The following is a 22,642-nucleotide window of genomic DNA, read 5'->3' on the forward strand; positions in this document are numbered from 1 at the left end:
TTCGCCGGCAAGGCCGGCTCCTACAGACGGCGCAACCTTGTAGGAGCCGGCCTTGCCGGCGAAGAGGCCCGCAAGAGCGACCTCAGAACCGCGTCGTGGCACTCACCCCGAACGTCCTGCGATCCCCCCGCGCATCCCACGCCACATCGAACGGCAGCGGCACGCTGTCGGTCTTGTACTGCTTGTCGGTGAGGTTGTTCACGTAGGCGGTGAAGTCCAGGTCATATTGCCCGCCCACATGGTACGTGGCGCTGGCATTGCCCAATGTGTAGCCACCCTGCGACACGCTGTGGTCGGCCTGCGCGGTGGGCAGAAAGAAGATCCGGCTCTGGTAGCGCCAGTCGGTGCCCAGGGTGATGTCGTCGCCGTTCTCCAGCGCAATGCGATAACTGCCCCCCACCGCCAGTGTGCGCGACGGCGAACGTGCAATGCGGTTGCCCGAGTAGTCCACACCCCCCGATTCGAAGTCCTGCAACTCGGTGTGCAGTAGCCCCAGCGAGCCATGCAGTTCCAGGTTGGCCAAGGGCAGCGCCTGCAACTCGAACTCCGCACCGCGTATCACGCCCTGGCCGCTGTTGGTCAGCAGCGACACCACCTGCCCGTTGCGCACCGACACCGCGTTCACCTGGATGTCCGAATAGTCGTAGTAGAACACGTTGGCATTGGCGATCAGGCGCTCGTCGAACCACTCGCTCTTGACCCCCAGTTCGTAGGCGTCGACGTTCTCCGGCGCCACCACCGAGGCCTCGGCCTGCACCTGCGCCCCGCCGCTGAAGCCGCCGGAACGAAAGCCCTTGGCATAACGAAAGTACACCCGCGCGTTGTCGTTGAGCTGGTATTCGGGGGTGAAATCATAGGTCAGCTTGTTCCAGGTGCGTTTCTCGTCCTGCACCACCGTGGTCACCAGCGGCCCGCTGTAATGCTTCCACCAGTCGTTGCGGTTGCTGAAGTCGACACTGGCAGCATCCGGCGCGGCCACCCGGCGCAGGTCGATGTCCTTGGTTTCGCGGGTCCAGCGCAGGCCGGCGGTGAAGCTCAGGTCGTCGGTGGCCTGCCAGGTGCTGCTGCCGAACAGCGCGAAGCTGTCGGTCTTCTGGTCGATGTCGGTACGCCCGAAGTCGGCCACGCCGAAGGCCTGGTTGTAGGCTTCGGGGAACAGCGCATTGCTGTTGTGGCTGTCGAGCTGTTCGTGGAACAGGTGGGTGCCGACGATCCAGCTCACCGGCTGGTTCTTCGCCGACGACAGGCGCAGCTCCTGCGACACCTGCTTCCAGCGGTCGTCGTTATAGCCACGGCCGAACTCGTAGATGCTCATGTTCGGGCTCTGGGCCTTTTCGTGCACGTCGTCGAAGGCGGTGATCGAGTCCAGCTGCAGCTCGCCAAGGTCCCACTTGAGCGCCAGTTGCAGGCCGTTGTGCTCGATGCGGTCATCGGCCTTGCCGGTGAAGGCGACCTTGTCGGAGGCAGGCTTGGGCGCGGGCCCGAACAGCGTGCTGCCGCCCGGCCCGGCACCCCAGGCGCGGGCCACGATACCTTGCCCCTTGTAGTCACGGGCGTGCAGCTGCAGGGTGGCCTGCAGGTCGTCGTTGACCTGGGCCAGCAGTTGCAGGCGCAGGGCCTGGTCATGGATGTCGCCGGCAGTGTGGCCATCGACCTCGTTCTTGAGCTGGCCGTCGCTGCTCTGGTCGATGAACGCCACCCGCGCGGCCAGGCGGTCCTTGACCAGGGTATCGCCGTAGGCACCTTCGTACAGGCGCGAATTGTAGTTGCCCAGGTCGAGCTTGAAGTAGCCGTTGGCGCCGTCTTCGAAGCTTGGCTTGCGCGACACGAAGTTGATCGCGCCACCGGTGGTGTTCTTGCCCCACAGCGTGCCTTGCGGGCCGCGCAGCACCTCGACGCGCTCCATGTCGTAGAGCGGGAAGCCGGTGGCCACGTGCGGGTCGATGTACACGTCATCGGTATAGATGCCCACCGGGTACACGGTGGTCGAGGCCATGTCGCCCGAGCCCATGCCGCGGATGTACCAGCGCGGGCGCTGGTGCCCGGCGAACTCGGGGGCGATGGCGTTGGGCACGTTCTGCAGGGCCTTGCCGGCACTGAAGCCGCCGCCGCTGCGGTCGATCTGGCGGTCACTGACCACCGAGATCGCCGAGGGTACGTCCTGTACCGATTCTTCGCGCTTCTGCGCGGTCACGGTGACGGTGGGCAAGGCGTCGGCGGGCGGTGCGGCGGCCAGGGCGGCGGTGCCGTGCAACGTGGCGGCAATGGCCAGCGCAAGGGGTAGATAGGCGGTAGGGGCAGGCATGGCGGGGGTTCCGATAAGTCAGGGTAAGCGGACTATCGCAAGCAGCGTGCCAATGCTTTATGTAGTTGAATTATATGAATTTTATGGATTATTCGAACAGCGGCTGCTGACCAGGCAACAGTGTGGCAGCAGCGGGTTGTGTGCTGGGCATCAGGGCTGCTGCGCAGCCCATCGAGGGTCAAGCCCGCTCCCAAAGTGATCACCGCCACCCTGCAAGAGCGGGCTTGACCCGCGAAGCTTTTACCAGTCGTAGGTCAACTCAAGCGCCGCCGTACGCTCCTGACCGTAATAGCAGCCAAACGCATACACGCACGTCGACACATACTCCCGGTCGAACAGATTCTGCACGTTCAGGCTCGCCTGCAGGCCCTTCAACCCCAGCTGCGCCAGGTCGTAGTTGATCGTTGCGTCATACACCACGAACGACGGTGTCTTGAAGGTGTTCGCCGAGTCCCCGTAGTTCTTGCCGGTGTACCTGGCCCCTGCCCCTACTGTCAGCCCGGCCAGGCTGTCGTCGAAATGCCAGGCCACCCAGCTGCTGGCCGACCACGGTGCCTGCGCCGCGTTGCGGTTGCCCTCGTCGCCGTCGGCGCTCTTGGTGCGGAACGAATCCAGGTACGACAGCGCCAGCAGCAGGTCCACCTGCCCCACGCTGCTCTTGGCCTCCAGTTCGATACCGCGCGAGCGGATCTCGCCATCCTGGGTCTGGTACATCGGGTCGTCGCGGTCGGTGGTCAGCACGTTCTTCTGCTTGATCTGGTACACCGACGCCGTGATCAGGGTGTTGTCCTGCGGCTGGTACTTGACCCCCACTTCATACTGCTCGCCCTCGATCGGCTTGAACGAACTGGCACCACGCGCCGGTGAGCTCTTGCCCACCGACGGCATGAACGATTCGGCATAGCTCACATAGGGCGCCAGGCCGAACTCGGTGACGTAGGTCAGGCCCACTCGCTTGGTGAACTTCTTGTCCTTCTGCGGCACCTTGCGCTCTGCCGGGCTTTGCGCCAGCAGGTCACGGTTCTCGACCTCGGCCCAGTCCTGGCGCCCGCCCAGGGTCAGGATGAAGCGGTCGAAGCGGATCTGGTCCTGCACGTACAGGCCGGTCTGCTTCACCGTGTTGTCCCACTTGGTGGTCAGGGTCGGCACGCCGTCGGTGTGGTAGTTGGTGGGGTTGTACAGGTCGATGATCTCGGCGTTGTAGAGGTTGTAGCCCTGGTAGCGACGGGTGAACTTGCGGTAGTCCACGCCGCCCAGCAGGGTGTGCTCCAGCGCCCCGGTGCTGAACGTGCCCTCCAGGTTGTTATCGATGCTGTAGGTGGTGTTGTGCTGGCGCCAGTCCAGCTTGGTGCGGGTGGCGCGGGTATCGTCGACCACGCCGTTGGCATCGGTGACGAAGCGGTTCAGGTAGAAGCCGCGGTAGCGATCGTTGACGTCGATGTAGCGTGCACTCTGACGAAACTTCAGGTTGTCGTTGAACACGTGCGCCAGGTCGTAGCCGAACACCTGCTGGTCGCGGGTGTAGGCGTTCCAGTCGCTGTCGCCCAGGAACACGTCGCGGTCGATATGCTGGCCGCGGCTGTTGCGATACAGCGTGCCGATGACCGGCAGCGCCTGATAGTCCGCCGCGCCCTTGTCGCGCTGGATCTGCGCGTAGGCGGTGAACTCGGTCTGCTCGTTTGGCGCCCAGGTCAGGCTCGGCGCGATCAGCGTGCGCGACTCGTCGGCATGCTCGACCTGCTCGTTGCCGCTCTTGGCCAGGCCCACCAGGCGATAGCTCAGGGTCTTGTCGGCGTCCAGCGCACCGCCCACGTCGAAGGCACCCTTGACCCGGTCATAGCTGCCATAGCTGAGCTTGACCTGATGATGGTCCTCGGTGCCCGGGCGCTTGGACACCAGGTTGATCATGCCGCCCGGCTGGTTCTGGCCGTACAGCACCGAAGCCGGGCCCTTGAGCACTTCGATGCGTTCAAGCAGGTAGGGGTCGATCTGCGGCGCGCCGCCCAGGCTGCCGGCATACGGCAGGTAGGCGCCATCCAGGTACAGCAGGGTCGGCGCAAAGCCGCGGCTGCCGATCTCGTCGGCGATGGTGTTGCGGTCGGTGTAGCCGTTGGTACTCAGCCCCGGCGTATAGCGCAACGCCTGGGTCAGGTTGCGAGCGCCCTGGGTCTGCACCTGGGCGGCGGTGACCACGTTGACTGCCTGGGGGATTTCGAGGATCGGCGTGTCGGTCTTGGTGGCCGTGGCGCTGCGGGTGGCCACGTAACCTTCCACCGGGCCGCGCGCGTCTTCCAGGCTGCGGCCATCGATGGCGGTGGGCGCCAGGTTGAGCGCGGCGCCATCGCTCAACGGGTACAGGCTCCAGGTGCCGCCGCGGGTGCTGCCCAGCCCCAGGCCAGTGCCGGTCAGCGCCTGGCGCGCGGCCTGTTCGGCAGTGAAATTACCGCGTACCGCAGCGGCACGCTTGCCCTCCAGCAGCGCCGGGCTTACCGACAGGGTGTGCCCGCCTTCGCGAGAGATACGGCTGAGCGTCTCGCCCAGCGGCCCGGCCGGCAGGTCGAAACGGTGCACGACACTGCTGGCCGCGATGGCGTTGTCGGCCTGCGCAGGCATCGTCGACAGCGGGCCAAGGGCGATGGCCAGGGCCAGCAGCCCTGGGCGGAAAGTCATGTGTGACATGGTGGCAAGGTGCTCGTTGTAGGTTGGCATTCAACGAGCAAGACCGACGAAAACGCCAACCCCCTCACACCGGGTGCAAAAAAATCAGCGCGCCTCTATTCGGGTCAGCCAGCCGCCGTACTGCTCCAGGCGAATCGGCAAGGTCTCGGCCAATGCGTGCAGGGTGGCATCGCTGTCATCCAGGCTGAACACCCCGAACACCCGCACCTGCGCCGCCTGCGGGCTTATGCGCAGCAGCCCCGGACGATAGCGGCGCAGCACTTCGACCACCTCGCCCAAGGGCTCGTCGTGTACCACCAGTTGCCCGCTCTGCCAGTCGGCGCGGCTGCGCAGCGACACTGCTTCGGGGTGGATACCCTGCGCATCGAAACGCGCCGCCTGGCCCTGTTCGACAACGCTGCTGGCGCCCCCACGGGTGGTCAGTCGCACGCTGTGCTGCTGCACTGCCACCAGGCTGTGGTCACGGCTCTGGCGCACCAGGAACTGCGTACCCAAGGCACGCGCCTCGCCGTGCGCCGTGGCAATCACGAAGGGCCTCGCGGCATCGGCCGCCACCCTTACCAGCACCTCACCTTCACGTATCAGCACACGGCGCTGCGCAGCGTCGAAGCGAATGTCCACGGCGCTACGCGCGTTGAGCAACAGTTCGCTGCCATCGGCCAGGGTCACGCGCTTGCGCTCACCCGTGGCACTGTGCAGATCGGCAAACAGGCCTTCGAGCGGTGTCAGACGGTTGGCGATGCCGCCTGCACCCAGCCCCAGCAGCAGCATCGCCAGGCCGCCACCCAGCACCTTGCGCCGGCCGTGCACGGGCGCCGCCAGCAAGCTGCGACTGGCGGCCTGGCGCTGGCCGGGGCTGCGCGCCTCGGCTTCTTCGAGGCTGGCCAGCGGCTGGCTGAGCAGTGCATTGACCCGCTGCCAGGCGTGGCGGTTGGCCGGGCTGGCCGACAGCCAGGCTTCGAAGGCCTGATGCCGCGCATCGCCAGGCGGTACCGACTCCAGCCGCAGCAACCAGTCGACCGCCGACTGGGTGGCCGAATCCACCTTGGGCACGCTCATGGGCCCACCACGCTCAGGCAATGCACAAAGGCGCGGCGCAGGTCGCGCTCCACCGTCGCCAGCGACACGCCCAGTTGCTCGGCTATTGCCGGCTGCGACAGGCCTTCCAGACGATGCAGCACGAACGCCTGGCGCACCCGCAGCGGCAGGCCCGCCAGCAGACGGTCGATGCTCTCGATGGCCTCGCGCACCAGGGCCAGGTCTTCTTCAGAGGGGCTGAAGCTGTCGGGCAGCAAAGCCAGCTGCTCCAGGTAGGCGCGCTCCAGGCTGCGGCGGCGCCACAGGTTACGCAGCAGATGGCGCGCCACGGTGGCCAGGAAGGCCCGCGGCTGCTCCAGCTGTGGCAACTGCTGCGAGCCCAGAGCGCGCACGAACGTGTCCTGGGTCAGGTCGGCGGCATCCTGCGGGCAGTGCAACTGGCGATACAGCCAGCCGCGCAGCCAGCGGTAGTTGTCGCTATAGAGCGCGGTGAACAGGGCGTTGGGGTCTGAAGGCGTGGGCACGCTGGGCAAATCCGACACGAATGGTAATTTGTCTCATTATCATGTTGATGTTTTGCCATGAAAGCAATGCTGCCCTGCGACAACGCCTTGATTTAAGGTAGGCGCTTGCTGCCACCCACCAGGAGCCTGCCGATGATCCGCCCCGCCACCGCCCACGACGTTGCACCTGTACAGGCACTGATCGAGGCTGCCTATGCGCTGTACATTCCACGCATCGGTGCCAGGCCGGGGCCGATGCTGGAGGATTACGCCGCGCTGATCGCCCAGGGTCGGGTCGAGGTGTTCGAAGAGCAAGGTCAGGTGCTCGGTGTGCTGGTGCTGATCGCCCAGGCCGATGGCCTGTTGCTCGACAATGTCGCGGTAAGCCCGGCCGCTCAGGGCCGCGGGCTTGGGCGACAACTGATGGCGCATGCCGAAGCGCGTGCCCGGCAGCTGGGGCTGGAGGTGGTGCGGTTGTACACCAATGAAGCGATGAGCGAAAACCTGGGGCTGTATGAGCGGCTGGGTTATCGCGAAACCCACAGGGCCGTGCAGGCGGGGTTTCGGCGGGTGTTCATGGAGAAGCGGCTGGGCGGCTGAAGTGCCTGGCCGGCAAGGCCGACGCCTACAGGCGTAGCGCTGAACCTGTAGGCGCCGGCCTTGCCGGCGAAGGGGTGTCTCAGTCTTCCAGCGGCTTGGGCGGCGCAGCCGGCTTGGCGGGCTTGGCCGGCTTGGCATGCTTGCCCGGCTTGCCCTCTGGCGCAGGCTCGGCGGCGGGCGCTGCGACCGTCGGCGCCACAATGGCCTTTTCGCTGGCCGGCAACTGGTCGACCGCCGCGAAGATCTGCTCCGGCTCCACCGTGCCGTCATGCTCGATGATGTGCTTCTCGCCGTCCTTGCCCACCAGCACCACCTGGGTGCCCTTGCGCGCGCCCAGGCTGAGTTCGCGAATCAGCGCCATGGTGGTCTGCTGCTCGAGGTTCTTGTCGTCACGCTTGCCGACCATGCCCGCCACGCTGTAGAGCACCAGGTTGCGCTCCTCGAACTTGCTCTTGGTCGCCGGGTCCTTGAGGGCCTCGTTCAGGGTGCGCAAGGTCGGGTCGGCGGTGCTGGGGGCAATCACGATCAGGGGTCTGGACTTGCCCAGGTCAACGGCCAGGGGCGCGTCATCGGCGAGCAGCGGGCTGGCGACTGCCAGCAGGGTGGCGAAGGTCAGTGACCGAACAAGCATGTGCATCTCCTTCTTGTTTCCATGCACCAAAGACTACAGATCAAAGCGAAAGATCCGAGCGAGCCTAAACGACTGCCCGCGTGTGTGGACGTTTACAAAAGTAACTTTCGGTTTCAAGGGTAGCTGTGCATGTGCAGAGGATAGCTGAAGGTCAGGGATGTGTCGGGCCACTGGCCCCTTCGCCGGCCAGGCCGGCTCCTGCAGGTTCGCTCAATGGTGGTGTGCAGGGGCGCAACAGCCCCATCAGAACAACCCCATCTGCCGATCGATCAGGGTGCTGAAGTCATCCCCCACAAACGGCAGTATCGCATCGGCCACCGGCTGCAGCTGCCGGGTCAGGTAATGCTCGTAGTCGATGCCGTTGCGCCGGTTTTCCAAAGGCTCGGGCCCGGCCAGGGTCATCACGTAGCTGATCCACCCGCCATTCTGGTACTGGCGTGGCCGCCCCTGGCTGTCGTTGAACTCGTCGGCCATGCGTGCCGCCCGCACATGCGGCGGCACGTTGCGCTGGTAGTCGTCCAGGGGCCGGCGCAGGCGCTTGCGGTAGACCAGTTGATCGTCCAGCTCCCCGGCCAGGGTGCGCTGCACGTAGTCCTTCACATAGGCCTGGTGCGGCCTGCGCTCGAAAATGCGCTGGTACAGCTCCTGCTGAAAGTGCTGGGCCAGCGGCGACCAGTCGGTGCGCACGGCCTCCAGGCCCTTGTAGACCATCTCGTCGGGCCCGCCCTCGCGGTGCACCAGGCCTGCATAGCGCTTCTTGCTGCCCTCCTCGGCACCGCGGATGGTGGGCATCAGAAAGCGCTTGTAGTGGGTTTCGTACTGCAGCTCCAGCGCACTGTCCAGGCCGTACTCATCGCGCAGGTGCTCGCGCCACCACTGGTTGACCTGCTGCACCAGGGCACGCCCGATCTCCCCGGCCTGCGCCTCGTCATGGGCCCGCTTGAGCCACACGAAGGTCGAGTCGGTATCGCCGTAGATCACCGTGTAGCCCTGGGCCTCGATCAGCTCGCGGGTGCGGCGCATGATCGCGTGCCCGCGCATTGTGATCGACGACGCCAGGCGCGGGTCGAAAAAGCGGCAGCCACTGGAACCAAGCACCCCGTAGAAGGCGTTCATGATGATCTTCAGCGCCTGCGACAGCGGCGCATTGTGTTCGCGCTTGGCCTGCTCGCGGCCCTGCCACACGTGCTCGACGATGGCCGGCAGGCAATGCCGTGTGCGCGAGAAGCGTGCGCCGCGAAAACCCGGCACCGAGTGTTCGTCATCCGGCTCGCGCAGGCCCTCGACCAGGCCGATGGGGTCGATCAGGAAGGTGCGGATGATCGACGGGTACAGGCTCTTGTAGTCCAGCACCAGCACCGACTCGTACAGGCCGGGGCGCGAATCCATCACGAAGCCGCCGGGGCTGGCCTCGTCCGGGCGCCCGCCCAGGCTTGGGGCGACAAAGCCCTGGCGGTGCATCAGCGGTATGTACAGGTGACAGAACGCCGCCACCGAACCGCCGCTGCGGTCGGCCGGCAGGCCGGTGACCGTGGCGCGTTCGAGCAGAAAGGTCAGCAGCTCGGTCCTGGCGAAGATGCGCGTGACCAGCTCGCAGTCCTTGAGGTTGTAGCGCGCCAGGGCCGGCTTGTCCTCGGCGAACATGCGGTTGATTTCGTCCATGCGCTGGTACGGCGTATCGATGGCCTTGCCTTCGCCGAGCAGGGTCTGGGCGACGTTCTCCAGGCTGAACGAGGGGAAGCTCCAGGTCGCCGACCGCAGCGCCTCGATGCCGTCGATGATCAGGCGCCCGGCAGCGGCGGCAAAAAAGTGCGTGCGGCTGCCGTGCTCGCGCCATTCCATCACCTCGCCGCCGCGCCCCAGGCGCAGCGGCACCTGCAACTGCTGGGCATGGGCGTGCAGCACGCGCAGGTCGAACTGCACCAGGTTCCAGCCGATGATCGCGTCGGGGTCGTGCCGGGCCATCCAGTCGTTCAGGCGCTCCAGCAGCTGGGCACGGCTGGCGCAGTACTCCAGGTCGAAGTCCACGCCACTGGCGTCGCCGTTGGCCGGGCCGAGCATGTACACCTGGCGCTGGCCACAACCTTCCAAGGCAATCGAATACAGCTCGCCGCGCTCGGTGGTCTCGATGTCCAGCGACACCAGGCGCAGGTTCGGCCGGTAGTCCGGGGCCGGCTTGAGCTGGGCGTCGAGCAGCAGGCCGTCGGCATCGGGGCGGCCGCTGAACGTCACCGGGGCAGTGATGAAGCGCTCCATCAGGTAGCGCTCGGGCGGGCGGATGTCGGCTTCCAGCAGGTCGACGCCCGCGGCGCGCAGGCGTTTTTCCAGCTGCATCAGCTGGCGATGCTGGCGGCAGTACAGGCCCAGCACCGGTCGGTGGCGGAAGTCGCACAGCGCCAGCTCGCGCAGCTCGACGTCGCGTTCGGTGCGCAGCACCGCCTCGACATGGGCACGCTGGGTGGCGGCGACGAACGCCACCGACGTCTGCACGGGCAGGCGCAACTGGCGCGGGCCCTGGTCGGTCGCCAGCCAGAACTCCACGCATGTGCCCTCTGGCGTATCCCGCCAGTGCCGGGTCAGGACAAAGCCCTGTTGAACCTCCACCGCTGCAACCTCGTACCCCTGTCAATGCGCCGATTCTACCTGATAGTGCCGGGCTTACCCGGCATTGCGCCGCCCCAGCGGAAAACCGTGCCGGTGCGAACGCAGGGTCAGGGTCAACGCCAGCCCCACCAGCGCCAGCAGCAGCCACGGGAAACTCTGCACGCCCCAGTGGCTCAGCAGCACGCCGCCCACCAGCCCGGCCACGGCGATGGCCAGGTTCCACACGGTGACGATCATCGACTGCGCCACGTCCGCACCCTCGCCCGCCGCATCGGCACTGGCGGTCTGCAGCAGGGTGCCGGCGCCGCCGAAGCTCAGGCCCCACAGCGCCACACTGAAGTACACCAGCAGCGGCGCACCGGTAGCCAGGCCCAGCAGCACCGACGCCACGCCGAAACCGACCAGGCTGCCCAGCACCAGCCGGCGCAGGTGGCGGTCGATCAGCACGCCCACCACGCCAATCCCCACCAGCGCGGCGCAGCCGAACAGCAGCAGTACCGGGCCGGTGCTGCCGGCCATGCCGCCGGCCTGCAGAAACGGCACGATGTAGGTGTACAGCACGTTGTGCGCCAGCACCCAGGTGAAGATCACCGCCAGCACCGCGCTCACCCCGGGGGTGGCCAGCACCTGGCCGATGGCGGCACGCCTGCCGGCCGGCAGGCCGTCGAAGTCCGGCACGCTGAGCAGCACCCAGCCCATCAGCACCAGGGTCGCCAGCGACACCAGCACGAAGGTGCTGCGCCAGCCCAGCAGGTCGCCCAGCCAGGTGCCCGCCGGCACCCCCAGCGACAGCGCCAGGGGCGCGCCGATCATGGCCACCGCCATCGCCCGGCCCTGCTGGCTCACGCTGACCATGCGCCGTGCGTACCCGGCGATCACGCCCCACGCCAGGCCGGCCGCCACCCCGCACATGAAGCGCGCCACCAGGGTCAGGGTGTAGTGCTCGGACACCGCCGTCACCGTGTTGAACACCCCGAAGCCGAGCACCGCCAGCATCAGCACCCTGCGTCGGCGCCAGCCCTGGGTCAGGGTCACCAGCGGGATCGCCGCCAGCAGCGAGCCCAGCGCATAGGCCGTGACCAGTTGCCCGGCCATCGCCTCGCTGACCTGCAGGCCGCTGGCGATGTGCCCCAGCAGGCCGGCCGGCAGGGTCTCGGTGAGAATCGCGATGAAGCCGGCCATCGACAACGCCAGCAGGCCGGACAACGGGAACGCCGGTTCGGCCTCCACCCCTGCTGCGGCCTGGGCCGGGCAACTGCTCTGGGACATGGTGCAAACTCCTGAAATAAAAAAGTGACTGCACGGTAATCCTTCCCGCCACTGCGGAAAAAGACGGGTAGAATTCCGCACAATCCGGACACACCTGTCCGCAATCGGAGAACGACCATGGACAGCCTCAGCGGCTTCGTGGTGTTTGTGAAAGTGGCCGAAACCCGCAGTTTCGTGGCCGCCGGCAAGGCCCTGGGGGTCAGCGCCTCGGCGGTGGGCAAGCGCGTGGCGCGGCTGGAGAGCCGGCTGGCGGTACGCCTGTTCCACCGCAGCACCCGCAGCATCACCCTCACTGCCGAGGGCGCGCTGTTTCTGGAGCGCAGCCGGCGCATCCTGGCCGAAATCGAAGCCACCGAAGCCGAGCTGTCCCAGGCCAGCCAGGCCCCGCGCGGCAAGCTGCGGGTGAGCCTGCCCCAGGTCAGCAGCATGATCGTGCCGCTGCTCAGCGACTTCATCGGGCAGTACCCGCAGATCGAACTGGACCTGGACTTCAGCGACCGCATGGTGGATATCGTCGGCGAAGGTTTCGACGTGGTATTGCGGGCCGGCGAACCCTCCGATTCGCGTCTCAATGCCCGCCGCCTGGGCGACTTCCGGCATGTGCTGGTGGGCTCGCCGGCCTACTTCGCCGAGCACGGCACACCGCGCCATCCCCGCGAGCTGGCCCGTCACGCCGGGCTGCACTACCGCTTCCTGACCACCGGCAAACTCCAGCGCTGGCCACTGCGCCGCGCCGACAACGGCGCCGACCACGAGGTGCCGGTGTCGATGGTGTGCAACCACCTGGAAACACGCATCTGCTTTGCCATGCGCGGCCACGGTATCGCCTGCCTGCCGGACTTCACCATCACCCAGCAACTGGAACGCGGCGAATTGGTGACGGTACTGGATGAACACCTGGACCACGGCGGTTGTCTGTACCTGTTGTGGCCATCGGGGCGACAGATGTCGCCCAAGCTGCGGGTATTCATCGACTTCATGGAGCAACGGCTGTTTGCCCCGGTGCCGCCAACCGCTAGAATGCCGACCCAGGAGCCCCACCCAACCATGGATAGCCGGATACCGACATGACCAGCGCTGCCCTTTTTTCGCGGATGGAACGTTAACGTGTTTTCTGCCTGTCGCTACATCAGCCTGCTCTGTCTGCTGCCCGCCCTGGCCCTGGCCGATGAGGTGCGCATCGACCCCCACGCCGACCTGCTGTACCGCCAGGCCCTGCCGTTTCTGGAGCAGGCCGATGCACGCAGCCGTGCCCTGCCACTGACCCCCGAGCCCGGCGACCAGGAGCTGATCGGCGAGGTCGAGGCGCTGGGGCGCATCCTGGAACCGGCGGTGGCGCTGCTGCGCAAGGCGGCCGAACTCGACCACCCGGTGGCGCAGTACCGCCTGGCGCTGTTCTACATCACCTACCTGCCGCAGAACGACATCGCCAGGTCCGCCTGCCCGCTGCTCGAAGCCAGCATTCGCCAGGGCTTCGCCCCGGCCGCCCTGGGCATCACCACCTGGTGCCCGGCCTTCAGCGACAGCGCCGACTACCGCCAGGCGCTGGAACGCATACCGCTGAACAACACCCTGTACGCCCCCTATTACCCGCAGCCGGCGGTGCGCCTTGAATGCAATCGCCAGCAGCCCCAGGGGCTGAACATGCAGTGGGGGCGCCAGCGTGACTTCCAGGCCGAGGTCTACCGCCTGCTGGGCACCATCGACCCGGGCCAGCGCCTTACCTACTACCAGAAGGCCGTCGACATCAACGGCTGCCTGCCGGCGCAGCGACGCCTCACCAGCCAGCGCTGAAGTACGCGGGCACCGCAAGATCGTACAAGGCAAGCGCCCACGGCTCTGGCATCCTGTGCAACCGACCCCAAGCGTGTGTTGTCATGTCCCGTTCTGCCGTTGCCCGCACTGCCTACATCCAAGGCGCGATCGCCTGCCTGCCGCTGTCGCTGGCGGTGGCCCCCTGGGGGCTGCTGGCCGGTTCCATGGCCATCGAGGCCAACCTCACCCCGCTCGAAGGCCAGGGCCTGTCGGCCATCGTGTTCGCCGGCGCCGCGCAACTGGTGGCCATTGGCATGCTCAAGGGCGGCGCCAACCTGTTCTCGATCCTGCTCACCACCCTGCTGCTGACCTCCCAGCACCTGCTGTACGGCCTGTCGATGCGCCCGGTGATCGCCGACCTGCCGCTGCGCTGGCGGCTGGGCCTGGGCTTTCTGCTGACCGACGAATTCTTCGCCCTCACCAGCCAGTACGACCGCCAGCAGTTCAACCGCTGGTACGCGCTGGGTGTGGGCCTGACCTTCTACATTGCCTGGAACCTGTTCACCCTGGCCGGCATCGTGCTGGGGCGCAACATCCCGCACCTGGACCAGCTGGGCCTGGACTTCTCCATCGTCGCCACCTTCGTGGCGCTGATCGCGCCGCTGGTACGCAACCTGGCCACCGTGGTTTGCGTGGCGGTGGCCCTGTTCAGCTCGGTGCTGTTCAGCTACTGGCACTGGGAAACCGCGCTGGTGCTGGCCGGGCTGCTGGGCATGAGCGCAGGCTTCATCTGCCAGAAACTGACCGGAGCACGCACATGATCATGCTGCTGATCGTTGCCATGGGCCTGCTGGTGTTTCTCAACCGCTACGCCTTTCTCGAACCCCGCCTGCCGTTGCGCCTGAGTTCCAATGCGCGGCAGTTCCTGGGGTTTGCCGTGCCGGGCATGCTCACCGCCATCTGCGGGCCGATCGTGTTCATGCCTGACCACCAGCTCGACCTGAGCCTGGCCAACCCCTACCTGCTGGGCGCGATCGTGGCCGTCGTGCTGGTGCTGTGGACCCGCAGCGTGCTGCTCAGCATGTTGCTGAGCATGGGGTTGTTCTTCGTGCTGCGCTGGTGGTTGAACGGCGCCCCATGAAAACCGTGCTGCGTGAACAGACCCGCCTGTGGCAGGCCCAGGCGCTGGGCGACATCGAGATGCTGCATGCGCGCTACGTGCAGCAGCGCTTCGCCCCGCATGTGCACGAAGGCTACGTGATCACCATCATCGAGTCCGGTGCACAGCGCTTCTGGCACCGTGGCAGCGAGCACCTGGCGCCCGAGGGCAGCATGGTGCTGATCAACCCGGACGAGCTGCACACCGGTGCCAAGGCGCATGCCCACGGCTGGCGCTACCGTGGCTACTACCCCGAGCAGGAGCGCATCACCTCGGTGCTGGACGAGCTGGAGCTCAAGCGCGGCGGCCTGCCCATCTTCAAGGCCAGCGTGCTGCACGACCCGCAGCTGGCGCGTGCCTTCAGTGGCTTGCACAGCCTGGCCGAGCATGGCGCCAGTGCGCTGGAGCAGCAGACCGCCTGGCGCGAGGCGGTGTTGCTGCTGGTGCAGCGTCATGCCGGGGCGCGCGAGGCGCGGGCACCGGGGCAGGAGCCGCAGTCGGTGGCCAGGGCCAAGGAGCTGATGGAAAGCCGGCTGGCCTACCCGCCGTCGCTGGAGGAGTTGGCGCTTGCGGTGGGGTTGTCGCCGTTTCATTTTGCCCGGGTGTTTCGCCAGGCTACCGGCCTGCCGCCGCATGCCTGGCTCAAGCAGCGCCGGCTGAGCCGTGCACGGGAATTGCTCAAGGCTGATTGCCTGCCGTTCAACGTTGCGTTTGCGCTGGGGTATTCGGACCAGAGTCATCTGAACCGGCAATTCAAGCAGGCGTACGGCGTGACGCCGGGGGAGTATCGGCGGGCGTGTTCGATGTGAGGTGCCGGGCTGCCCCCACGACCTGGAGCCAATGCAGGAGCCGGCCTTGCCGGCGAAGGGGTCAGCCCCTCACCCATGCACCCAGCGCCGATGCAGCCCTCGCGCCAGTGCATCCAGCATGAAGCCCAGCACCCCGATCACCAGCACCATCGCCATCAGCTCCGAGTACGCCAGCCGGTCGCGGGTATCCAGAATGAAATACCCCAGCCCCGCACTCACCCCGAGCATCTCGCACGGCACCAGCACGATCCACAATATGCCGATGGCCAGCCGCACGCCGGTCAGCACATGCCCCACCACCCCCGGCAGGATCACCTTGCGCAAGGTCTCCCAGCGCGTGGCGCTCAGGCTGCGGCTCAACTGCAACCAGCGCGGGTCGAGCTGACGCACACCCGCCGCCGTGTTGAGCAAGATCGGCCACAACGCGGCAAACGCCAGCAGGAAGTAGATCGGCGCATCACCCACCCCCATCAGCATCACCACCACCGGCATCCACGACAGCGGCGAGATCATGCGCAGGAACTGGAACGCCGGGGTGGTCGCCGCGTCCAGGCGCCGGTAGCTGCCCACCAGCAAACCCAGCGGCACGCCCACCAGCAACGCCAGCACCAACCCCACCAGAATGCGCTTGAGGCTCACCGCCACATGCTCGTACAGCTCGGCATGCCCCAAAAGCTCCAGCAGGCTGGCAAAGGTGGCCTGCGGCGCAAACCGCAAGGCCAGCCCGTCACCGCCGAACAGCACGATCCCACCCCACCACAGCAACAACAGCACCAGCAGCCCGGCGATACCCAGGGCCGCGTGTTTGACTGGCTTGACCATCAGACCGCGAACTCCTCGCTGCGCTCGAAGCTGTCGGGCAAGCCGAAGGCCTTGAGCCCGCCGACGGCACCGATGGCGTTGCGCACGAAGCGGTCATCCACCAGGTCGCGGGCGGTCTGTTGCGGGTCCAGTGCGGCCAGGAAGCCCTTGTCGCCTTCGATCAGGGTGTCCTTGAGGCGGCGCACCAGTTCCTCGGTGTAGCTGGGGAACGGGTACGGCTGGAAGTCGATGCGCTGCTCGTCCCACTGCGCATGCCGGATCGCCCCGCTCTGCACATACTGTTCGCGGCTGTCGGCAGCCGGCGTGAGCACCCGGCCCAGCACCTCGGGGGCATGCGGGGTATAGCGATTGGCGCCACTCTTGGACAGAATCTGCGCCGCCTCGGCGCGGTGGTCGCGGGTCCACAGCTGGGCCTTGACGATGGCGTTGACCACCTTCTGCGACCACTCGGGGCGGTTGTTCAGGTCGTGCTCGTGCATGAACACCACGCAGCATGCATGGTTGCGCCACACGTCCCCGGTAAAGCGCTGCACGCGCCCGACCTTGAGTTCCTCGGCCAGGGCATTGAACGGCTCGGCGACGATGTAGCCGGCAATGCGCTTGCTGGCCAACGCCGGCGGCATGTCCGAAGGCGGCAGTACCACCAGGTTGACCTCGTTGGCCGCCACCGCAGCCGTAGCCGCCCGCGACACCGGCTCCAAGCCGTTATCACGGAACAGTTGCTGCACCACCACGTTGTGAATGGAGTACCAGAACGGGATCGCCACCGTCTTGCCGCCCAGCTGCTTCACCTCGGTGATGTCCGGGGCCACGGTCAGCCCCGAGCCGCCCACGTGGTTCCAGGCCACCACCTTGGCCGGCACCTTGCTGCCGTAACGCGCCCACACGGTCATCGGCGACAGCAGGTGGATCACGTTGACCTGCCCGGAAATGAACGCCTCGATCACCTGCGCCCAGCTGCGCAGCAGCACCGGGCGCTCGGCCTTGATGCCCTCGGCCTCGAACAGGCCGTTGTTGTGCGCCACCAGCAACGGCGTGGCGTCGGTGATCGGCAGGTAGCCGATGCGCACCGGCGCATCCGGCTCGGCGGCGGCACGCGCCTGCAGGCTGCTCAGCAGCGGCATCGCACCGGCGGCACTGAGCACCGCGCTGAGTTTGAGAAAATCACGACGAGTGTGGGTGAAGTCGTCCAGGCACATGGGCAGTCTCCGACGGCGTAGGCAAAGAATCGGTTGGGGAAGTGTGGGTGCGGCTCGCCCGCCGAAGGGTCTTGAGAATCTCGATGCGCAACGCGCCCAGCGCCTCGACCTGCTGCTCACGCGGGTGCGCCAGGTCGATGGGCCATTGGCCGAGGGTCCGCGCCGGGTGGTCGCCCAGTAGCAGGATGCGGTCGGACAACAGCAGGGCCTCGTCGATATCGTGGGTGATCAGCACCGCAGCGGTGCCGTGTTCGGCGATCACGCTCAGCAGCAGTTGCTGCATGTCGGCGCGGGTCACTTCGTCCAGCGCGCCAAAGGGCTCGTCCAGCAGCAGTACATGGGGCTGGCGCGCCAGGCAGCGCGCCAGCGCGGTGCGCTGGGCCATGCCGCCGGACAACTGCGCCGGGTAATGCTGGCGTGCATGCTGCAGGCCCACGGCGGCGATCGCATGGTCGATGCGCGCCTCGCGCTCGGCCTTGGCCAAACGCGGCTGGCGAGCGAAATCCAGGCCGAAGGCGACGTTGCTTTCCAGGCTCAGCCAGGGCAGCAGGCTGGGGTCCTGGAACGCCACCGCCACCCGTGGATGCGGGCCGTCCAGCGGCTCGCCGAGCAGGCTCACGCGACCATCGCGCGCCGCCTGCAAGCCGGCCAGTACCCGCAGCAGGCTGGACTTGCCCACCCCGCTGGGGCCCAGGATCGACACCACTTCGCCCGGCGCCAGGTCCAGGTCGAAGCCTTCGAGCAGGGTTTGCCAGCCCTGTTCGCGGGCGTAGCCCAGGCTGATACCGCGGGCCTGCAGTACCACCTTGCTCATGCTGCGCGTGCCTGGCGTTGCAGCTCGGCGCGCAGTTGCACCAGGCTCGGGGTCACGATCGGCACGAACGCCGACTCGCGCCAGCGCCGCGCAAAGCCTGCGCCGTACTCGCTCAGGTAGGCCTTGCCGCCGCTGGCCTGCAGCTCCAGTTGCAGCGCCTCGCCAACGATCTCGGCCAGGCTGATGCGCACCTTGAACAGCGACGCCGGGTTGCCCAGGAAGCGCCCGTCGAGCAGGCCGGCCTTGAGCTCGCTCACCACATCGGCCAGCAGCTCGCGCTGCGCCTCGAGGGTTTGCGCCAGCACCGAACGCACCCCCTGCAGGTGCCCCTGCGCTTCCTGCAAGGCGCGCCGCGCCAGGCCGATGGCCATGCCGCACTGCAGGCCCAGGAACGCCGGGCGCACCGCCGGCAGGAACTGCCGGGCATCCTCATGCAGCAGCCAGTCGCGGCCCAGGGCCACCTGATCGAAATCCAGCGCGGCGGTATTGCTCGACTGCAGCCCCATCAGTTGCAGGTCGGGGGAGCGCTGCACCCCCGCGATGCCGTCGGGGATCGCCACCACGAACGGTGCACCGCCTTCGGCGCGGTCGATGGCGGCGGCCACCACGAAGCCGCCCTTGCGCAGGTTGGTGACCCAGTGCAGGCGCCCGTTGAGCGCCCAGCCCTGCTCGCCGCGCGCCGTGGCGCTGACCTGCAGCGACTCGATGCCGGACAGAAACTTCATTGCGTTGGAGAGCCCGGTGGCACCGGCCAGCTCACCGCTGAGCAACGACGGCAGCAGGCGCTCGCGCAGGGCGCTGTTGGGGCTGTGCAGCAGGTATTCGATAAAGGCCCGCTGGCCCCAGAACACGAAGGCGGCGGCCAGCGAATAGCTGGCAACGCTGGCCACGGTTTCCACGGCGTCGGCCACACTGGCGCCGCTGCCGCCCTGACGCGGGTCCACACCCACACCCAGCACCTTGGCTGCGGCCAGTTGCCCCAGCACCTGCTGCGGGTCGCACCGGCCCTGGTCGAGCGCCTCGGCATTGGCCTCCAGCCAGTGCTGCAATACGGGATCAAGCATGTTCTTTCCTCCTTAGAACAGGGCGCCAGCCACACACTGGCGCCACGGGGCTCACTGAGCGTCGGCCTGCCAGCGATACTTGGCCAGCTCGTCATTGAGCGGCGTGCGCGCAAACACGTTGGCGAAATTGCACAGCGTGGCCAGGCTCACCCCCAGGATAACTTCCAGGGCATGGCCTTCGGTGTAACCGGCCTCGCGAAACTCAGCGTAGGTGGCATCGCTCACATTGCCACGGGTGGCAATCACTTCGCGGGCAAACTTCGCCAGGGTTTCGAGCCTGGGCGATGGTAACTCGCCGCGCGCACGCAGGGCCTGCACCACTTCTTCGGGCAGCTTGGCCTTGTTCAGCGCCACCGCCGTATGGCCGGCCACGCAGAAGTCGCAGCCGTGCTGGGTGGCGGCAATGAGCTGCACCACTTCGCGCTCGGCCAGGCTCAGCTCGGCCTTGCCATTGAGCGCCGAAACCGTCACATAGGTTTCCAGCGCGGCCGGCGCGTTGGCCAGCACGCCCAGCAGGTTGGGAATGAAGCCGGAATTCTTCTGCGCGTTCTCCAGGAACGGGCGCGCGGCTTCCGGGGCGCTTTGCACGGTGTGTAGAGTGATGCGTGACATGGCGTGGTCTCCTGCATACTGAAGGTGTTCGCCAAGTCTGTTGGTTATAAGAAAACCGATCCATATTCTACAGTCGCGATTACTTGCTCCTGAGTGTTTCCATTAGATGATTTCTTCCAGCGTTTTGGTCGATTGGTTATTAGAGCGTCTGGAACTGGACGCCAGCCTGTTCCATGTGGGGCGCTACTGCGGTGGCTGGCACGCCAGCACCCAGGGCCTGGCCCGGGCCAGCTTTCATGTGGTGGTGCAGGGCCACTGCTGGCTGCACATCGACGGCCAGCCCGAGCCGCAGCGGCTGGAGGCCGGCGAGGCGGTGTTCCTGCTGCGCGACCTGCCCTATCGCCTGTCCGACAGCGCCGACAGCGACACCGCGCGCTGCCAGCCGCGCATCCCGATGCAGGCACTCGACAGCCAGGCGGCGGATGGCGTGGGGCTGGTGTGCGGGTTCTTTCACTTCCAGCCGGGGCTGTCGTCGCTGATGGCCGAGTCGCTGGCCGACTGGATCATCCTGCGCACCGGCGACCCGTCGCTGCAGGCGGCGCGGGCGCTATTCGAACTGATCCTGGAGGAATGCCAGCGCACCCCCGCACCCTCCTCCACCCTGCTGGAGCGCCTGAGCCAGTTGCTGTTCTTGTACGTGCTGCGCCAGCAGGTGAGCGACAACCAGGACCTTGGCGGCCTGGTCGCCCTGGCCCGTCACCCCGCGTTCGCCCCGCTGCTGGAGCAGTTGATCGAACACCCCGAACAGCCCTGGTCGCTGGAGAGCATGGCCGCCTGCACAGGGCTGTCGCGCTCGGCCTTCTTCAAGCGTTTCAACGAGCTGGCCGGCCAGTCGCCGGGCCAGGTGCTGCTGGCGCTGCGCATGCGTCACGCCTGCCAGTTGCTCAAGGCCAACAACACCGTCGAGCAGGTCTGCGCAGCGGTGGGCTACCAGTCCATCGCCGCCTTCACCCGGGCGTTCGGCAAGGCCATCGGCGTGCAGCCCGGCGCCTACCGCCGCCAGCACGAGGGCCGCTGAAACAAAGGCTGTGCGGTAATCGAACAGAACCCGTCGTCGCCCCCTAAAGTCATGCGCCGCGCCTCCGATAGCAGCCTACCCACCGCACAGAGTGGGGGTATTTTTTACTGCCAGGAGTAATGCCCGCATGCTTGCCGACCTCAAGATCCGCACCGGAATGTTCTGGGTGCTGCTGCTGTTCAGCGCCACCCTGCTGTTTTCCACCGTCAGCGCCTGGCGGGCGGCGGTGGGCAGCGACGCGCAGATCAACGAGCTGGACCAGACCGCCCAGCAGTCCGACCGCCTCAATAACGCGCTGCTGATGGCGATTCGCGCCAGTGCCAACGTGTCGTCGGGCTTTATCGAGCAGCAAGGCGGCCACCTCGACAGTGCCAAGGCGCGCCTGGCCATGTCGCAAAAGCTGCTGGGCGACAGCCAGGCGCTGGTCGACGCCTTCGTCACCAACACCCATGAGCCGGCGCAAAAGGCCCTGGCCCAGGACCTGCAGCGCACCTTCGCCGACTACGCCAACGCCGTGGCCGGGCAGCGCGCCGCCACGCTCAAGGGCTCGCTGGACGACTACTTCACCGTCAACGTGGATGCCGGCAACGCCATGCGTGGCCTGCAGGCGCTGCGCCAGCAACTGGTGGCAGCCCTGGCCGAGCGCAGCCGGCAGATCATGGCCGAGTCCGACCAGCGCCTGGCCACGGCCCAGTGGCTGAGCGTGCTGCTGGGGCTGTTGACCCTGGTGCTGGCCGCCGTGTGCTGGGCCTTTATCGTCGCCCGTGTGCTACGCCCGCTGCGCGAGGCCGGCGTGCATTTTCAGCGCATTGCCGGGGGCGACCTGAGCGTGCCGGTGACGGTGCGCAGCCACAACGAGATCGGCCAGCTGTTCGCCGAACTGGAGCGCATGCAGCACAGCCAGCGCGATACCCTGGGGCAGATCACCGCCTGCGCCACGCAGCTGTCCAGCGCCGCCCAGGCCCTGGACAGCGTGACCGAGCAGAGCACCCAGAGCCTGCGCCAGCAGGACCAGGAGCTGGAACAGGCCGCCACGGCGGTTACCGAGATGACCACGGCGGTCGAGGAAGTGGCGCGCAATGCGGTGTCCACCTCCCAGGCGGCCAGTGCCTCCAATGCCTTGGCCGAACAGAGCCGCCAGCAGGTGGCCGACAACATCGACGGCACCCAGGCCATGGCTCGCGAAGTGGCGATCAGCGGCGAGCGCCTGCAACAGCTGGCGGTGCAGATTCGCGAGATAGGCACGGTGCTGGAGGTGATCCGTTCGGTGTCGGAGCAGACCAACCTGCTGGCGCTCAATGCCGCCATCGAGGCGGCGCGTGCCGGCGAGGCCGGGCGCGGGTTTGCGGTGGTGGCCGATGAGGTCAGGACCCTGGCCTACCGCACGCAGCAATCGACCCAGGAAATCGAGCAGATGATCAACAGCGTGCAACAGGGCACCCAGGCGGCGGTGGACTCGATGCAGGCCAGTACCGGCCGCGCGCAGTCCACGCTGGGCATCACCCAGGCGTCAGGCCAGGTGCTGGAGGGCATCTACACGGCCATCGGCCAGATCAACGAGCGCAACCTGGTGATTGCCAGCGCGGCAGAGGAGCAGGCCCAGGTGGCCCGCGAGGTGGATCGCAACCTGCTGAACATTCGTGAATTGTCGGGCCGCTCGGCGGCGGGCGCCGAGCAGACCCGCGTCGCCAGCCATGCGCTGTCGCAGCTGGCCACGCAACTGACCACGCTGGTCACGCGTTTTATCGTCTGAGGTGCGGC

At 67.0% G+C, this 22,642-nt stretch carries 20 protein-coding genes; 8 read left to right on the forward strand and 12 right to left on the reverse strand.

The genetic code is table 11. The features are described 5' to 3' along the window. Positions 1 to 82: 82 nt before the first annotated feature. The 4 genes from CR917_RS25690 to CR917_RS25705 form a co-directional block, all read right to left on the reverse strand. Entirely contained in the window at positions 83 to 2,305 is a 2,223-nt protein-coding gene (locus tag CR917_RS25690) for a TonB-dependent receptor (protein WP_104573041.1), read from the reverse strand. 240 nt (positions 2,306 to 2,545) lie between these two features. Then, a complete protein-coding gene (locus CR917_RS25695) occupies positions 2,546 to 4,984 on the reverse strand; it encodes a TonB-dependent siderophore receptor (RefSeq protein ID WP_104573215.1) in 2,439 nt (812 codons plus the stop codon). 84 nt (positions 4,985 to 5,068) lie between these two features. After that, positions 5,069 to 6,043: a FecR domain-containing protein gene (locus CR917_RS25700; protein WP_104573040.1), complete on the reverse strand. Its 975-nt coding sequence runs from the start codon at positions 6,041 to 6,043 to the stop codon at positions 5,069 to 5,071. Next, positions 6,040 to 6,546 (reverse strand): sigma-70 family RNA polymerase sigma factor, encoded by a 507-nt coding sequence (locus CR917_RS25705; RefSeq protein WP_043860201.1) that lies wholly within the window; start codon positions 6,544 to 6,546, stop codon positions 6,040 to 6,042. Before CR917_RS25705 ends, CR917_RS25700 begins: the two co-directional genes overlap by 4 nt. Before the next feature lie 132 nt (positions 6,547 to 6,678). On the opposite strand from CR917_RS25705, the gene CR917_RS25710 reads away from it, so the two are divergent. Further along, positions 6,679 to 7,125, forward strand: coding sequence for a GNAT family N-acetyltransferase (locus CR917_RS25710; protein ID WP_104573039.1), 447 nt, complete (start codon positions 6,679 to 6,681; stop codon positions 7,123 to 7,125). Positions 7,126 to 7,204: 79 nt separating this feature from the next. Here CR917_RS25710 and CR917_RS25715 read toward each other — a convergent pair whose 3' ends face one another. The 3 genes from CR917_RS25715 to CR917_RS25725 form a co-directional block, all read right to left on the reverse strand. Continuing rightward, positions 7,205 to 7,756 (reverse strand): DUF4174 domain-containing protein, encoded by a 552-nt coding sequence (locus tag CR917_RS25715; RefSeq protein ID WP_043860195.1) that lies wholly within the window; start codon positions 7,754 to 7,756, stop codon positions 7,205 to 7,207. A gap of 243 nt (positions 7,757 to 7,999) precedes the next feature. Continuing rightward, positions 8,000 to 10,360, reverse strand: coding sequence for a DNA polymerase II (locus CR917_RS25720; RefSeq protein WP_104573038.1), 2,361 nt, complete (start codon positions 10,358 to 10,360; stop codon positions 8,000 to 8,002). 54 nt (positions 10,361 to 10,414) lie between these two features. After that, positions 10,415 to 11,629, reverse strand: a complete 1,215-nt coding sequence (locus CR917_RS25725) for an MFS transporter (protein WP_104573037.1) — start codon at positions 11,627 to 11,629, stop codon at positions 10,415 to 10,417. A 117-nt stretch (positions 11,630 to 11,746) separates the two neighbouring features. Here CR917_RS25725 and CR917_RS25730 point away from each other — a divergent pair, with 117 nt between their 5' ends. The 5 genes from CR917_RS25730 to CR917_RS25750 all read left to right on the forward strand — a co-directional run bounded on the left by CR917_RS25730 (position 11,747) and on the right by CR917_RS25750 (position 15,352). Beyond that, positions 11,747 to 12,700: a LysR family transcriptional regulator gene (locus CR917_RS25730; RefSeq protein ID WP_078480214.1), complete on the forward strand. Its 954-nt coding sequence runs from the start codon at positions 11,747 to 11,749 to the stop codon at positions 12,698 to 12,700. 36 nt (positions 12,701 to 12,736) lie between these two features. After that, the gene (locus tag CR917_RS25735) at positions 12,737 to 13,423 is read left to right on the forward strand and encodes a hypothetical protein (RefSeq protein WP_043860192.1); all 687 of its coding nucleotides are present in this window, start codon (positions 12,737 to 12,739) and stop codon (positions 13,421 to 13,423) included. Between the two features lie 83 nt (positions 13,424 to 13,506). Next, positions 13,507 to 14,205 carry an AzlC family ABC transporter permease gene (locus CR917_RS25740; RefSeq protein ID WP_058541146.1) on the forward strand — a complete coding sequence of 233 codons (699 nt, stop codon included), beginning with the start codon at positions 13,507 to 13,509 and terminating at the stop codon, positions 14,203 to 14,205. Continuing rightward, on the forward strand, positions 14,202 to 14,525 hold the full coding sequence (locus CR917_RS25745; RefSeq protein ID WP_043860190.1) for an AzlD domain-containing protein: 324 nt from the start codon (positions 14,202 to 14,204) through the stop codon (positions 14,523 to 14,525). The genes CR917_RS25740 and CR917_RS25745 overlap by 4 nt, the downstream gene beginning before the upstream one ends. Beyond that, positions 14,522 to 15,352 carry an AraC family transcriptional regulator gene (locus CR917_RS25750; protein ID WP_058541147.1) on the forward strand — a complete coding sequence of 277 codons (831 nt, stop codon included), beginning with the start codon at positions 14,522 to 14,524 and terminating at the stop codon, positions 15,350 to 15,352. The genes CR917_RS25745 and CR917_RS25750 overlap by 4 nt, the downstream gene beginning before the upstream one ends. 69 nt (positions 15,353 to 15,421) lie before the next feature. Here the strand turns inward: CR917_RS25750 and CR917_RS25755 are convergent, their stop codons facing one another. The 5 genes from CR917_RS25755 to CR917_RS25775 are packed head-to-tail and all read right to left on the reverse strand — an operon-like array spanning position 15,422 to position 19,863. Next, on the reverse strand, positions 15,422 to 16,174 hold the full coding sequence (locus tag CR917_RS25755; protein WP_054916072.1) for an ABC transporter permease: 753 nt from the start codon (positions 16,172 to 16,174) through the stop codon (positions 15,422 to 15,424). Next, on the reverse strand, positions 16,174 to 17,373 hold the full coding sequence (locus tag CR917_RS25760) for an ABC transporter substrate-binding protein (RefSeq protein ID WP_104573036.1): 1,200 nt from the start codon (positions 17,371 to 17,373) through the stop codon (positions 16,174 to 16,176). The genes CR917_RS25755 and CR917_RS25760 overlap by 1 nt, the downstream gene beginning before the upstream one ends. Then, positions 17,339 to 18,187 (reverse strand): ABC transporter ATP-binding protein, encoded by an 849-nt coding sequence (locus tag CR917_RS25765; RefSeq protein WP_043860186.1) that lies wholly within the window; start codon positions 18,185 to 18,187, stop codon positions 17,339 to 17,341. Before CR917_RS25765 ends, CR917_RS25760 begins: the two co-directional genes overlap by 35 nt. Further along, positions 18,184 to 19,251, reverse strand: coding sequence for an acyl-CoA dehydrogenase family protein (locus tag CR917_RS25770; protein ID WP_058541149.1), 1,068 nt, complete (start codon positions 19,249 to 19,251; stop codon positions 18,184 to 18,186). The genes CR917_RS25765 and CR917_RS25770 overlap by 4 nt, the downstream gene beginning before the upstream one ends. A 51-nt stretch (positions 19,252 to 19,302) precedes the next feature. Continuing rightward, positions 19,303 to 19,863 (reverse strand): carboxymuconolactone decarboxylase family protein, encoded by a 561-nt coding sequence (locus tag CR917_RS25775; RefSeq protein ID WP_043860184.1) that lies wholly within the window; start codon positions 19,861 to 19,863, stop codon positions 19,303 to 19,305. Between the two features lie 106 nt (positions 19,864 to 19,969). On the opposite strand from CR917_RS25775, the gene CR917_RS25780 reads away from it, so the two are divergent. Further along, positions 19,970 to 20,881, forward strand: coding sequence for an AraC family transcriptional regulator (locus CR917_RS25780; RefSeq protein ID WP_043860183.1), 912 nt, complete (start codon positions 19,970 to 19,972; stop codon positions 20,879 to 20,881). A 127-nt stretch (positions 20,882 to 21,008) separates the two neighbouring features. Then, positions 21,009 to 22,634 carry a methyl-accepting chemotaxis protein gene (locus tag CR917_RS25785; RefSeq protein ID WP_104573035.1) on the forward strand — a complete coding sequence of 542 codons (1,626 nt, stop codon included), beginning with the start codon at positions 21,009 to 21,011 and terminating at the stop codon, positions 22,632 to 22,634. Positions 22,635 to 22,642: the final 8 nt, after the last annotated feature.

Source organism: Pseudomonas sp. BRM28 (assembly GCF_002939405.1).
GTDB classification, from domain to species: domain Bacteria; phylum Pseudomonadota; class Gammaproteobacteria; order Pseudomonadales; family Pseudomonadaceae; genus Aquipseudomonas; species Aquipseudomonas palmensis.

Coding starts and splice junctions, on each gene's coding strand:
- CR917_RS25745 (WP_043860190.1), top strand. CDS start 14,202: ATGATCATGCTGCTGATCGTTGCCATGGGCCTGCTGGTGTTTCTCAAC.
- CR917_RS25780 (WP_043860183.1), top strand. CDS start 19,970: ATGATTTCTTCCAGCGTTTTGGTCGATTGGTTATTAGAGCGTCTGGAA.
- CR917_RS25765 (WP_043860186.1), bottom strand. CDS start 18,187: ATGAGCAAGGTGGTACTGCAGGCCCGCGGTATCAGCCTGGGCTACGCC.
- CR917_RS25725 (WP_104573037.1), bottom strand. CDS start 11,629: ATGTCCCAGAGCAGTTGCCCGGCCCAGGCCGCAGCAGGGGTGGAGGCC.
- CR917_RS25775 (WP_043860184.1), bottom strand. CDS start 19,863: ATGTCACGCATCACTCTACACACCGTGCAAAGCGCCCCGGAAGCCGCG.
- CR917_RS25740 (WP_058541146.1), top strand. CDS start 13,507: ATGTCCCGTTCTGCCGTTGCCCGCACTGCCTACATCCAAGGCGCGATC.
- CR917_RS25730 (WP_078480214.1), top strand. CDS start 11,747: ATGGACAGCCTCAGCGGCTTCGTGGTGTTTGTGAAAGTGGCCGAAACC.
- CR917_RS25760 (WP_104573036.1), bottom strand. CDS start 17,373: ATGTGCCTGGACGACTTCACCCACACTCGTCGTGATTTTCTCAAACTC.
- CR917_RS25785 (WP_104573035.1), top strand. CDS start 21,009: ATGCTTGCCGACCTCAAGATCCGCACCGGAATGTTCTGGGTGCTGCTG.
- CR917_RS25755 (WP_054916072.1), bottom strand. CDS start 16,174: ATGGTCAAGCCAGTCAAACACGCGGCCCTGGGTATCGCCGGGCTGCTG.
- CR917_RS25695 (WP_104573215.1), bottom strand. CDS start 4,984: ATGTCACACATGACTTTCCGCCCAGGGCTGCTGGCCCTGGCCATCGCC.
- CR917_RS25750 (WP_058541147.1), top strand. CDS start 14,522: ATGAAAACCGTGCTGCGTGAACAGACCCGCCTGTGGCAGGCCCAGGCG.
- CR917_RS25770 (WP_058541149.1), bottom strand. CDS start 19,251: ATGCTTGATCCCGTATTGCAGCACTGGCTGGAGGCCAATGCCGAGGCG.
- CR917_RS25715 (WP_043860195.1), bottom strand. CDS start 7,756: ATGCTTGTTCGGTCACTGACCTTCGCCACCCTGCTGGCAGTCGCCAGC.
- CR917_RS25710 (WP_104573039.1), top strand. CDS start 6,679: ATGATCCGCCCCGCCACCGCCCACGACGTTGCACCTGTACAGGCACTG.
- CR917_RS25700 (WP_104573040.1), bottom strand. CDS start 6,043: ATGAGCGTGCCCAAGGTGGATTCGGCCACCCAGTCGGCGGTCGACTGG.
- CR917_RS25690 (WP_104573041.1), bottom strand. CDS start 2,305: ATGCCTGCCCCTACCGCCTATCTACCCCTTGCGCTGGCCATTGCCGCC.